General features: G+C 62.2%; 2 protein-coding genes, 1 tRNA gene and 2 rRNA genes (1 of these 5 only partly in view). All 5 read left to right on the top strand.

What is annotated here, in order from left to right:
* Positions 1-954 (top strand): 23S ribosomal RNA (locus QYC26_RS08070); it begins 1839 nt to the left of the window's first position.
* 120 nt (positions 955-1074) lie between these two features.
* Positions 1075-1189: ribosomal RNA gene (gene rrf, locus QYC26_RS08065) — 5S ribosomal RNA — on the top strand.
* Positions 1190-1291: 102 nt separating this feature from the next.
* Positions 1292-1368, top strand: a tRNA-Met gene (locus tag QYC26_RS08060).
* Positions 1369-1914: 546 nt separating this feature from the next.
* Entirely contained in the window at positions 1915-10323 is an 8409-nt protein-coding gene (locus QYC26_RS08055) for an SdrD B-like domain-containing protein (protein WP_317514870.1), read from the top strand.
* Positions 10320-13964, top strand: coding sequence for a hypothetical protein (locus tag QYC26_RS08050; RefSeq protein ID WP_317514869.1), 3645 nt, complete (start codon positions 10320-10322; stop codon positions 13962-13964). The genes QYC26_RS08055 and QYC26_RS08050 overlap by 4 nt, the downstream gene beginning before the upstream one ends.
* Positions 13965-14175 lie beyond the last annotated feature (211 nt).

Genomic DNA, 14175 nt, shown 5'->3' with positions numbered 1-14175 from the left:
GTAGCGAAATTCCTTGTCGGGTAAGTTCCGACCTGCACGAATGGCGTAACGACTTCCCCACTGTCTCCAGGATATGCTCAGCGAAATTGAATTCTCCGTGAAGATGCGGAGTACCCGCGGTTAGACGGAAAGACCCCGTGCACCTTTACTGCAGCTTCAGAGTGGCATTAGGAAAGAATTGTGTAGCATAGGTGGGAGGCTTTGAAGCCGAGGCGCCAGCCTTGGTGGAGCCATAGGTGAAATACCACCCTGTTGTTTTCTGATGTCTAACCCAGCACCGTTATCCGGTGCGGGGACCCTCTGTGGCGGGTAGTTTGACTGGGGCGGTCGCCTCCTAAAGAGTAACGGAGGCGCGCGATGGTAGGCTCAGGACGGTTGGAAACCGTCTGCAAGAGTGCAATGGCATAAGCCTGCCTGACTGCGAGACTGACGAGTCGAGCAGAGACGAAAGTCGGTCATAGTGATCCGGTGGTCCCTCGTGGAAGGGCCATCGCTCAACGGATAAAAGGTACGCCGGGGATAACAGGCTGATAACCCCCAAGAGCTCATATCGACGGGGTTGTTTGGCACCTCGATGTCGGCTCATCACATCCTGGGGCTGGAGCAGGTCCCAAGGGTTTGGCTGTTCGCCAATTAAAGTGGTACGTGAGCTGGGTTCAGAACGTCGCGAGACAGTTTGGTCCCTATCTGCCGTGGGCGTCGAAATTTGAGAGGAGTTGACCCTAGTACGAGAGGACCGGGTTGAACATGCCTCTGGTGGACCTGTCATCGTGCCAACGGTGCAGCAGGGTAGCTATGCATGGACGGGATAACCGCTGAAAGCATCTAAGCGGGAAGCCTCCCTCAAGATAAGATTTCATAGAGCCGTCGAAGACCACGACGTTGATAGACTGGATGTGGAAGTGCAGTAATGCATGGAGCTAACCAGTACTAATTGCTCTATTCACGCTTGATAGTCCCACCATCAATGACAGCCCTGGGCTGTCGGATGGATGAGATTTAAAGCTCAACCAGATGATTGAAAACGCACGGATAACATCGACAAGAACCCAACATATTGCGCCGGCTTCATAGCTTGGTGACCATAGCGTCTGTGACCCACCCGATCCCATCTCGAACTCGGCCGTGAAACCAGACTGCGCCGATGGTACTATTGCTTAAGCACTGGAAGAGTAGGTCGTCGCCAGGCTTTGAAGCTCGCGCAATATGTTGTGTAAGAACCCATTCACAAACCCCGCTGCCTCAGGACAATCAAGAGGCCCAGCCCTCTCCTGATCCAGCACAAAGTTGACGCGGGATGGAGCAGCCCGGTAGCTCGTCAGGCTCATAACCTGAAGGTCGCAGGTTCAAATCCTGCTCCCGCAACCAACCACACAAACACACACAGGCGCCACTCGGCGCCTTTTTTTGTGCCCGGCGCACAGCGACCAGCGACGGCGCGGTGATGTGGCTATTCCCTCGAGGTGGCGCTATTGGGCGCGGCCAGCCGCCTTCAGCCGGGAATGCGCGCTCCTTCACGCCCGCGCATCCCCCGCATAATCGCCAATCCGCAATTCTCGTTGAGCATTGCTCCAATAATAGTTTGTAAATTTCTCTAAAATTGCCGGTTCGAGGCTTTGATTGAGCACTTAGAGATAGAAATTTCATCGATTGAATACACTGTTAAATAACAATTTATAATTTCGATCTCGAAAAGAAATCGGATCGTAAATCAGTGTCAAAAATAGTTGTAAATCCCATAAAATCCTTCATTTAATTTTGTAACTGCCTATACCGATTGGATTAACGCCCCTCGAGCGGGGGGGCTTTTTGAAATTCAAGAGGGGCAGCCTGCTGGAAACAGTGGGCCAATGTTACATGTCTATTGATCGGCGCCGATATCGCACTGTCCTGACATGGTTGGTGCAGCCATTAATGGTCCTGTTCCTGTTGCTGGGCGGTGGAGCGGCGCATGCTGCTGCCGACCTTCAGGTGTCGGATTATCGATCCAATCCAGAGACCGTGCCCAATGGCGGGGACATGACGTTCGACATTCGTCTGACCAATAATGGGTCGGATACGGTGGCGGACGGCAAGGTCGTCATCGATATTGGTGCGGGCTTTTCCGTCAGTGCTGGTGGTTATCCGTCCTACTGCACTTTGACGGGGGCGGTCGGCTCGCAGGTCCTGACATGTAATCTTGCGAGTTTCCCAAGCGGCGACCGGACGATCAGCTATACGGCCAAAGCAAGGTCGGTTGGCGCCTGGCCAACATCGGCGACCATTTCCAGCGCGTTGATCGCGGATCCCAATCCCGCAAACAATGTTCTGTCGATCGCGGCGCCGGTGATGGATGGGGCCGATCTTTCGGTTGTTAAGACCGACAATGATCCCGATCATTCGGTGCCAGCGGGAAGTGTCATTTCCTATACGCTGACCGCGCGGAACGATGGCCCGAATGCAACGGCCGCGGTCAAGTTGACCGACAACCTGCCGCCGGCAAGCGATTTTCAATTTGGCTCGGCGTCGGGCACGGGGTGGTCCTGTTCGCATTCCGGCACCAGGGTTGAGTGCACCTATTCGGGCGCGCCCGTGCTCAGCGGCAATTATCCGCCTGTAACGGTTACTGGCCGGGTCACGCGGGCCACGACGGGCACCATCACAAACAATGCTTTTGTCGGTCTGACCAGTCTGCTGGTGGGCGATCCGGCACCGGGTAACGACGCCGCGAAGCCCGTGGTCACGACAATCGAGCCGGGCACCGATCTTCGCGCAACGAAGGCAATGCCGGGCACGATCATCATGGGGGATGCTGCGGTAATCCGCATTGGTGTCGTCAATGATGGGCCAATGGCGGCCAGTTCCGCCACGGTGCAGGATTCGATCGACGCCAGTCTGACGATCGGTGCGCTGCCGAGCGGCTGCAGCCTTTCCGGGCGCATGGTGAGTTGTGTCAGTGGTGCGCTCGCCTCGGGCGCGAGCAAGACTTTCGACATTCCGGTTACCGGAGCGACCGTCACCAGCGGAGGGGTGCCGAACGTGGCGACGGTCACGCCACCGAACGGTTTGGCGGAAGCCAATCCGGGCAACAACGCGGCAACCGTCGTTTTTCAGGTCGTTGCCCCGTCCGCGGATCTTAGCGTTGGCAAGACCAAGGGGCCGAATCCGGTGGCTGCCGGTCAGAACATGACCAGCACGATCACGGTAAAGAACGAAGGTCCTTCGGTTCTTAGCTATGGCCCTGGCAAACCGCTGCGGGTGACCGACACGGTTTCTGCGGACGAAAGCTTTGTCTCCGCACCGGCGCCGTGGAGCTGCGCCCAGACTGGCAACCAGATCATATGCGATATTGCAACCGCAGGCACGTTGCCTGTGGGGCAGTCCATCTCGCTTGCGCTGGTGACCAAGGCGGGTGCGGCGGCGGACGTCGATATCACGAACACCGCCTGCACCGGCGGCTCGGGCAATTCGCTTGCTTCGCCTGCGGATGGCAAGGCCGCCAATGATTGTGCTGACGCGAATGTTCGTTCGACGACGCGCGCGGCCGATCTCAGCCTGGTAAAGGAAGTCGGGCTGAGCGCGACGGGGCCGTGGCTGAGCAGCCTCACCGTTCCTGACACTGTGAACGATTTCTACCTTCGCTTCACCGCCCGCAACGAAGGCGGTGACACGGCGCGCAATGTGACCGTGACCGACACCCTGCCCAATTTCGTCAATGCCGGCGGCTTTACCACGGCGGTGGCGACCGAGAGCGTGTCGACCGGATCGGTCAGCTATGCGGCCGCTCAGGGGCGCATCACCTGGACGATGAGCAATCTTGCGTCGGGCCCGGCGCAAACGGCGGTCGTTCGTGTGAGCCGTCCGGTCGAAAGCGGGACGCATATCAACAAGGCGACGATCTTCTCGGCGGATACCACTGAATCCGACCTGAGCAACAATGAAGGGCAGGCGACCTACACGATCAATCCGGTCGCGGATGTGCGCGTGAGCGACAAGTCGATTTCGCCGTCCCCGGCGCGGGTTGGTGTTGTTGCCAAATACACGATTGCTGTCGGCAATCTTGGCCCGAACCCGGCCGCCAATGTTGTTGTGACCGATGTGATCGATCCGACGCGGTTCGAGCTTGTTGGCGAGCCGAGCACGACCAAGGGTGGGGTTACCTGCACCAAGAACGATGCCACGGGTACGATTTCGTGTCCGATGGGTACGCTCAACCGCAATCAGAATTTCCAGATCTTTCAGGATGTGCGCGCGCGCTTGCCGTTCGGCGGGGCGATGACCGGTTTCCCGTTCTCGCATCAGAATACGGCGACGATCACGACCGATACGCTGGAAACGAGCACCGCCAACAACAGCTTCACCCGGACGCATGATGTCGTCGCGCCCGAACTGAACCTTTCGCTCACCAAGCAGGAGCCGATCGGCCCCGAATTCGATCCGCGCCGCTTTGGCGACGACCTGATCTATGATGTGCGCATTTGGAACAACGGGCCGTCGCGTGCGCAGAATGTCGTGGTGACGGATATTCCGGAACCGCCGGCGGGCTACACGATGGTGTATGACCGTTTTGAGGTGAACAAGGTCGCGGCCAATGGTGGTCTGACGCTCTACACGCCTCCGGCGCCGACCTGTGTCCCCAATGGTGCGAATGTCGAGTGCCGTCTCGGCGGCGCGGGGCAGAATCATCTCGACAGCGGCAGGCAGGTGATTTTCCGGCTCTATTTCAAGCCGAATGGCCCGGCCCCGTCGGGAACCCTGACCTTCAGCAACAGGGCGAAGGTGACTTCGACCGAGCAGGACAACACGACTGTTGTTCAGGCGGACAAGGATCTTGCCGATAACGAGCGCAGCCAGACGACGACGGTATTGCCGTCGACCGATCTGGAAGTCGTGAGCAAGACCGTGGCCGGCCCGTCGCCGGCGTCGATCAACGAGCCGGTCGAATATCGCATCGTTGTGCGCAACAATGGTGTTTCGCCGACCACGCAGGTGCGTGTCACCGATACCTTGCCCGCCGGTATGACGCTGGTGACGACGCCGGCACCGGCGGCGGTTGGTGCGGGCAGCGCCAGTGTCAGCGGTATCAGCTGCACGGGCACGTCGACGGTGCTCTGCACGCTCGACGGTATGTTCCCCGCCAATGGCGATCCGGTCACCATCACGCTCAAGGCGCGTGCGGCGCATCCCTATTCGGGAGCGCTGAACAGCAACATCACGAACAAGGCATCGATCGCCCCCGGTCAGAACGCCTCGGGCGATCCGATCACCAAGGACAGCGATCCGACGAACGACGAGAAGACGGCGGTCGTGCAGATCACCGGCTCGTCGATCGCGGGGAGCGTGTATGCCGATAATAATGGCGACAATGTCATTCAGGCTGCTGAGCGTCTGAGCGGCGTCACCGTTGCGCTGACGGGCACCGACACTTTCGGCAATACCGTCACCGTGCCGGCGACTGTGACCGATGCGAGCGGGAACTATATCTTCGATCGTCTGCCGCCGGGCGCTTACAGGCTGGTCGAGACGCAGCCTGCCAATTATTATGATCGCAATGAAGTTGCAGGCAGTGCGGGCGGCGATGTCGACAATGGCGTCTATGCGAGCACGGCTGCGTACAACACTATTGCCAATATCAACCTTCCGGCAAACACCGCCGCGACCGGCTATGTTTTTCAGGAACTGGCTGCGACATCGGTCGAAGGCTATGTCTACCGCGATCTGAACAATAACGGCGTCCGCGATGCGGGGGAAACGGGTTTTGCCCCGACCGATTTCGCGCCGGGCCAGCATGTTCGCCTGACCGGTACCGATTATGCCGGCAATGCGGTCAACCTGACCACGGTCGTTGACGCCAATGGCCGTTATCAGTTCACGGGCGTGGCGCCGTCGAACACCGATGGCTACACCGTGACCCAGATGCTTCAGCCCAATGGCGCGTCCGACGGGCTCGACAGCAATGGCTTGGGCGTGGTGGTTGCGAATTCGGGCGGCCGCGCAGCACCCGAGAACATCGTGATCGGTGTCGTTTCGGCCGGGCAGAACCTGACCGAGCGTAACTTCGGCGAACTGCCCAGCTCGACGTTGTCGGGTGTGGTCTTCTTCGACCCCAATGCGAACGCGACGAAGGACGCCGGCGAAAGCACCGGCATCGCCAATGCGATCCTCCGCCTGACCGGTACCAACGATCTGGGTGAAGCGATCGATTGCTCGGTCACCACCGATGCGACGGGTGCGTACAGCTTCCCGGTTGCAGGTGCGGCTTCGGCGCAGTGCCAGGTGCTGCGTCCGGGGACCTATGCGCTCACCGAAACGCCCCCGCCGGGCCTCACGCACACCGGTGCCTATATCGGTTCGGCCGGTGGTTCGTCGGGCGGCGTCAACACCGCCAATTCGGCGGCGGTTGGCAGCGGCAACCTGTCGGTCACCAACATCGTCATCACCGCTGGCACCACGGCATCGACCTATAATTTCGGTGAAAACGGGCAGGGCCTCACGGGCTATGTCTATGTCGATCGCGATGATTCCGGTGTGCGCGAAGCGGGTGAGATCGGTATTCCCGGCGTCACCATGACGCTTTCGGGCACGACCGCGAGCGGACAGAATGTCTGCGATTTCATCGACTGCGAAGCGGTCACCGACGCGGCAGGCAATTTCACCTTCCTCAACGTGCCGGGTGCCGATGCGACCGGTTATACGATCACCCAGCAGGCGCAGTCGAGCGCGCCGCTTTCGGCCTATGCCGACGGCAAGGACACTGCAGGCGGCGTCAATGGCGACGTGCGCGGCACCGCGGGCAACGACAAGATCACCGGCATCGTTCTGCAGCCGGGTGAGCTTGGCACCAACTATGCGTTCGGTGAACGCGCGGGCCGTCTTGCGGGCGGCAGCTATATCGACGGCAACGACGATGGCATCCGCCAGCCGGATGAGCCGGGCATCCCCGGCGTGACGGTCGAACTGAGCGGCCGCACCGATGACGGGCAGGACATCTGTACCCTGCGCGCATCGCTCAACCCCGCGCTGTCGTGCACTGTCACGACAGGACCGGACGGCCGCTACAGCTTTGAGGACGTTCCTTCGGGCACCTATACGCTCGTCGAAACCCAGCCGACCGAATATGCGGACGGCAAGGAAGGCGCGGGCACGCCGGGCGGTACAGTCAACAATGGCAGCTTTGGCAGCACGCCGCCGACCAACACCATTTCGAACATCCCGCTTACCCCGGGCACGAATGGCGACGGCTATGACTTCGGCGAACGGGCGGTCACCATTTCGGGCCGCGTGTACAAGGATGTCGAGCGTGACGGAGTGGATGCAGGCGGCGAGCCGGGCATTGGCGGCGTTACCATCAAGCTGATCCAGAACGGCGTGGTGATCAAGACGACCACCACCGGCCCCGATGGCAGCTACAGCTTCACCGATCTGCCGGGTGGCAGCTACACGGTCGAGGAAGTCCAGCCTGCAGGCTATGGCTCCTCCTCGCCCAACAGCGTCAACGTCAACGTGACGGCGGGCAGCGCACAGTCGATCGACTTTGCCGAAACCGTCAGCACGATCGGCGGCAATGTTTTCGTCGATGGTTCGGACGACGGCGTATTGCAGCCTGGTGAAAAGGGTATTGCCGGCGTCACCGTTCGCCTGACGGGCACCGACGATGCAGGCAAGCCGGTGGATCGGAGCACGACGACCGACGCCAATGGCGCCTTCGTGTTCGACGATGTGCTTTCGGGCACCTACACGATTACCGAAACCCAGCCTGACGGTTTCTCGGATGGCAAGGACAGCGCGGGCACGACGGGCGGCACGGTCGGCAACGACGTGATCAGCGGCATCGTCCTGCCGGTTGGCACCGATGCGACCGGCTATGGCTTTGGCGAGCGCGGTGAAGGCCTGACCGGCACCGTCTATGTCGATACCAACAATAATGGCGTGCAGGATCCGGGCGAAACCCCGATCCCGGGTGTCGAGATCCAGCTGTTCGACGAACAGGGCAATCTTGTCACCACCACGGTAACCGGCCCCGATGGCAGCTACCGCTTCGACCACCTCGAAGCGGGCAGCTACACCGTGGTCGAGGTGCAGCCCGCAGGCTATGGCGAGGGCCGGGAAAATCCGGGCAACCGCGTGCCTGTTGAGGTGAACACCGGCAGCCCGATCACCCCGGTGAATTTCGGCGAACGGACGGGCTCGATTGCGGGCGGTGTCTATAACGACACCAACGGCAATGGCCGTCGCGATCCGGGCGAACCGGCGATCACGGGCGTGACCGTGACGCTCACGGGCACCGATGCGCGTGGCAATGCCGTTACTCAGACCGTGACCAGCGGCCCCGATGGCAGCTATAGCTTCACCGACCTTCCGGGCGGCAGCTACACGATCACCGAAACGCAGCCCCAGGGCTATGATGACGGTGCGGACACCCCCGGCACGGCCGGTGGCACGCCCGCCAATGGGGACCAGATCACCAATATCGTGCTGGCCCCGGCGACTGATGCGACCGGCTATTTGTTCGGCGAGCGCGGCGACAATGCCCAGCTTTCGGGCAGCGTCTGGTTCGACGCCGACCATGACCGCGCACGCGGTCCTGGTGAGGATGGCCGTGCCGGTTGGACGGTGAATCTGTTCCTCGGCGACACGCCGATTGCATCCACCGTCACGGGTGCGGATGGCCAGTACAGCTTTGCCGATGTGCCGCCGGGCACGGGCTATCGCCTCGAATTCCGCAATCCTGAAAATGATGCGGTCTTCGGTGGTGCGCGTCCGAACGAGAACGGCGTGACCGCACCCAATGGCGTGGTCGGCCCGAACAACCCGGGCGGTGCCAGCGTGGTTGGCGGCCAGCTGACCGAACTGACGCTTGAGCCGGGCAAGAACGTGGTCCAGCAGTCGCTGCCGCTCGATCCCTCGGGCGTGGTCTATGACTCGGTGCGTCGTGTTCCGGTGGCGGGTGCGGTCGTTCGTATCACGGGCCCGGCGGGCTTCGATCCGGCGATCCATCTGCTCGGCGGTGCGGGCAATGCCGCGCAGACGACCGATGCGACCGGCGCTTATCAGTTCCTGCTGCTCCCCGGAGCGCCCGCAGGTGACTATGCGCTGGCCGTGACACCGCCCAATGGCAGCTATAACCCGATCCAGCCGTCGAGCATTATTCCCGCTTGCGTGGGGCCGTTCGCGGTGGGTTCGACGCCTGATCCGATGCTCATCTCGCTCAGCAACTCGGCCCCGCCGCAGTCCGCTGCGCAGGTGTGCTCGACCGGTTCGCTCAGCACCGCCTATTATCTGGGCTTTACGCTGACGCCGGGTGTCTCGGCCAATGTGATCAACAACAACATCCCGATCGACCCGATCCTTGAGGGCGCGATCGAGGTCACCAAGACCACGCCGATGGTGAACGTGACCCGTGGCCAGCTGGTGCCGTACCGCATCACCGCACGGAACACGCTTGCCGGCGCGATCACGGGGATCACGATCACCGACCGCGTGCCCGCTGGCTTCCGCTACCGCGAAGGCAGCGCCACCGTGGACGGCGTGCCGACCGAGCCTGTGCAGGCGGGCCGCATGCTCAACTGGCCCGACCAGCAGTTCGTGGCTGGCCAGGAAAAGCGTGTCGACCTGATCCTGGTGGTCGGTTCGGGCGTGGGTGAAGGCGAGCACACCAACAACGCGTTCGCGGTCAATGCGATTGTCGATACCGTGGTGTCGAACGTGGCCGAAGCGACCGTCCGGATCATTCCGGACCCCGACTTCGACTGCACCGACATCCTCGGCAAGATCTTCGACGACCGTAACGCCAATGGCGTGCAGGACGACGGGGAGCCCGGTCTCGGCGGTGTCCGTCTGGCATCGGCGCGCGGGTTGCTCATCACCTCCGACGCGCAGGGGCGCTACCACGTCACCTGCCCGATGATCCCGAACGAGGACCGTGGTTCCAACTTCATCCTGAAGCTGGACACGCGGACCCTGCCGAACGGCTACCGCATGACGACGGGCAACCCGGAAACGGTGCGCCTGACCCGCGGCAAGTTCGCCAAGCTGAACTTCGGCGCGGCGGTTCACCGGGTCGTGCGGCTCGACATCAATGGCGATGCATTCGACGGCGAAGCGGTTCGTGCCGACTTCGTGGCGAAGGTGATCGCCATGGCGGAAACTCTGGCTGAAAAGCCGTCGGTTCTTCGCATTGCCTATGCCGACAAGGGCGAAGGCGCGCGACTGATCGAACGGCGCATCGAAGCGCTCAAGAACATGATCAAGGATAATTGGAAGAAGGATGGCGATCGTTACCGCCTCGTGATCGAGGACGAGATCGTCGCCGGCCCCGTCGCAGCACAGGGAGGCGCGAAATGATCCGCGCATCCCGCCGGCTGATCGCCGGCCTCTCGCTCGGCGTCTCGGTCTTCGCGCTCCCGGCGGCACCAGCCGCCTGGGCGCAGGACGAGGAAAGCCTGAAGGATAGCCCGGCCTATTGCGGCGACGATACCGATCGTCGCTGCGGCCCGCTGGTCGACGACAGCATCGTCGAGCGCCGGGGTGTCGCGCCCAATCTGGAACGCGGCGATGCCGGCCATGCCGAGGCGTTCCGCCTCAGCGTCGACGGCGTACCGTCGGCCGAGGGCGATATGCCCAACGCCGCCGATCGCCAGCGTGCAACCGACCTTGATCTGGCGCGATCGGGCATCAATGTTCAGGTGACCGCGCTCGAAGCGGTGCCGATGCTGAGCGTGGTGGCGGCCAAGCCCGTCGTCTCGCGCGGCGAGAGCATGGCGTTCTTCGTGAACACCAACTACGCCTCACTGATCGAAAAGGCCGAACTGCGCCTGTTCGAACCTCGCCAGAACGCCGATGCGACGCCGCAGGCGGTGATCCCGGTGCGCCTTGGCGAACCGATCCTCTGGACGGCGGACGGCGATGAAGAGCGGTCGCTGCGCTATATCCTGCGCGTCTATGACGCCAAGGGCCGGTTCGACGAAACTGCGGTGCAGACGCTGCGCGTGACCACGGCCCCCGTGACGACCAACAAGGACGTCCGCACGGGGCCGGTGTTCGACAACCAGCGCACCACCGGCAACATCGCCGTGAACGGCGCCACCATCACGGTGAGCGGCAATGCCGGCAGCCCGGATGCGCGCGTGTCGGTGTTCGGGATGAACGTGCCGGTCGATCCTGCGGGCGGCTTCGTGTTCCAGCAGATCCAGCCTTCGGGTGCGCACGAGATCGCGATCGAGGTGGCGCGTCCGGGGGAGGCGCCGCAGCTGTTCCGCCGCGCGGTCGACCTGCCCGAACGGGATCAGTTCCTGGTGGCGATCGTCGACATCACCGGTGGCCATCGCAGCTTCGATCCCGCGAAGAACGCGATGCAGGGCGACGATGCGGACTATCGCCGCGACTATGTCGATGGGCGTCTGGCCTTTTACTATAAGGGCCGGATTTCCAATCGCTGGCGCCTGACCGCGTCGGCCGACACGGGCGAGCAGAAGCTGTCTGACCTGTTCGACCAGTTCGACGAAAAGGACCCGCGCTCGCTGCTCCGCCGTCTCGACCCCGAGCGGCACTATCCGATCTACGGCGACGACTCGACGACCGTCGAGGACGCGCCGACCTATGGCCGTTTCTACGTCCGTGCAGAGAGCGACAATGCCGAGGCGATGTGGGGTAACTTCCAGACCCAGCTGAACGGTACGGAACTGATCCGCTACCAGCGCAGCCTCTATGGGGCGAAGGCCGCCTGGCAGAATGCCGAGAGCACCAGCTTTGGCGAACGCCGCACCGAGATCACCGGCTTTGCCGCCGATCCGGGCACGATCGGCAGCCGCGAGGAATTCGCCTCGACCGGCGGCTCGGTCTATTATTTCGGCAACCAGGATATCGCGCCGGGTTCGGAGCGGATCTTTGCCGAAGTGCGCGACCGCGATTCCGGGCTGGTGATCGAACGCAAGGAACTGATCGCGGCGCGCGATTACGAGGTGAACTACATCCAGGGCCGGATCCTGCTGCGCAACGCGCTGCCGATCACGGCGGATTCGAGCATGTTCGTCCACCAGTCGTCGCTCCGGGGCAATCCGGTGTGGCTGGTCGCGACCTATGAATATGCACCGGGGCTGACGCGTCTCGATGCGTTCACCGTGGGCGGCCGTGCGCAGCATTGGCTGGGCGATCATGTCCGCATCGGGGCGAGCGCCTATAGCCAGGGTGAGGATCAGGCGTCGCAGGATCTGTACGGCGCGGATATCACGCTGCGTTACAAGCCCGGCACCTATGTGAAGGCCGAATTCGCGCGCGCCAATGGCATGGGCAATTCGCTCTTTTCGTCGACGGGCGGTTACGACTTCACCAATGTTGCGACCGAGGCGAACAATGCCGATGCGATGACCGTGGAGTTCGCCGCCGATCTCGCCGATCTGGGCGGTGATGCGCGCGGCGCGGTGGCCGGCTATTGGCGCCACCGCGATGCGGGCTTTTCGGGCCCGGGCGAGCTGACCTTTGGCGAAGGGCTCGACCAGTTCGGCGTGCAGGTGGACACCAAGATCGCCAAGAACACGACGGTCAAGGGCAAGGCCGATTTCGTCGACGGCAATCTGACCGAACGGCATACCGCCGAAATCGGGCTGCGCCACGAAGTGGCCGATGGCTGGTTCGGCGCAGTCGGCGTGCGTTCGAACAAGCAGGAAGGCCAGGCGTCCGCCTATTCCCCGATGATCGCCACGGGCGACCAGACGGGCGCGCGGACCGACGCGGCGGTGAGCTTCGGCTATCGCAACGCGGCGAATGTCGACGAGAAGGACGACGAGAAATCGCGCCCTTGGTCGCTTGCCGGCTTTGCGCAGAAGACGCTCGAGCGAAGCGGCGGACGGCTTGAGAATGACCGGTACGGCCTGCAGGGCGACATGGCGATTTCGGATCGGCTGACGCTGAAGGGCGAGGTATCCGAGGGCGATCTGGGCTTTGGCGCGGATGCCGGCGCGAATTATTCGCTCGGCGATCGTGGTTCGCTTTATGCCAGCTATGCGCTGGCCGGCGAAAACCCCGATGCGTTCAACACCGGCCGCCTTGGCCGCCTGACCGCGGGGACGCGCTATCGCTTCAACACCACCACCTCGGTCTTTGCCGAGGGGCGGTATGAACATGGCACCGGGCCGGTCGGCTTCACCCAGGCTTATGGTGTCGATTTCACGCCGTTCGATGGATGGACTTTCGGCACGCGCTATGAAACCGGCAAGCTTGAGGACGCGCTGGGCGCGGACATCAAGCGCGAGGTGATCGGCGGCAACGTCGATTACGGTGGCGAGCGCCTGCGCTGGAGCACCGCGCTCGAATATCGGACCGAGGACAGCAGTTCGCTCGGCAAGCGCAAGACCTGGGCGACGCGCAACCTGGCGACCTGGAAGGCTACCGAGGCGCTGCGCCTGTTCGCCAAGGGTAATTTCTCGATCTCGAACGCCGATCAGTCGGCGGCGCTGGATGCCGATTATTACGAGATGGCGGTGGCGGCAGCCTATCGCTCGGTCAAGACCGATGCGTTCAACCTGCTCGCCAAATATACCTATCTCTATGATCTGCCTTCGCCCGCACAGGTCGACGGCATGGGCCTCAACATCGATTATGCCCAGCGCAGCCATATCGTGGCGGTCGACGGCACCTATCAGATCACGCCGCGCTTTGCGCTCGGCGCGAAGGTGGCGCACCGTGTGGGCGAACTGCGCGCATCGCGCGACGGCACCGCGCCGTGGTTCGACAGCAAGGCAACCTTCTGGGCGATCCGCGGCGATTACCGCATCGTCAAGAAATGGGACCTGCTGGTCGAGATGCGGCAGCTGTCGGTGAGCGAAGCCGATGACAGCCGTCTGGGCGCGCTCGTTGGCGTGTACCGCCATGTCGGGAATAATGTGAAACTGGGCGTCGGGTATAACTTCACCGATTATTCGGACGACCTGACTGACCTGAGCTATGACGAGAAGGGTTTCTTCTTCAACATCATCGGCAAGTTCTGATCCCTATCCAAGGGACGACAAAGCCGCCGGGAGCCAGTCTTCCGGCGGCTTTTTTCATGCGTTTTTGCGCAGCAAAGGCGACGTGACGATGCCGTGAGTGTCGCGCTGTGCCCGAACCGGTCGGCGATGCGTTTGGAACAGGCATAGGGAGCCTTGACCTTGACATGATGTCAGGATGCACAAGGGGCGGCGACACACAGGATGGAGCCGG

The organism is Sphingomonas sp. C3-2 (genome assembly GCF_033025475.1).
Lineage (GTDB): Bacteria > Pseudomonadota > Alphaproteobacteria > Sphingomonadales > Sphingomonadaceae > Sphingobium_A.
The sequence above is the reverse complement of the archived record's forward strand: the minus strand, read 5'-3'. Positions and strand labels throughout refer to the sequence as shown.

Coding starts and splice junctions, on each gene's coding strand:
- QYC26_RS08055 (WP_317514870.1), top strand. CDS start 1,915: ATGGTCCTGTTCCTGTTGCTGGGCGGTGGAGCGGCGCATGCTGCTGCC.
- QYC26_RS08050 (WP_317514869.1), top strand. CDS start 10,320: ATGATCCGCGCATCCCGCCGGCTGATCGCCGGCCTCTCGCTCGGCGTC.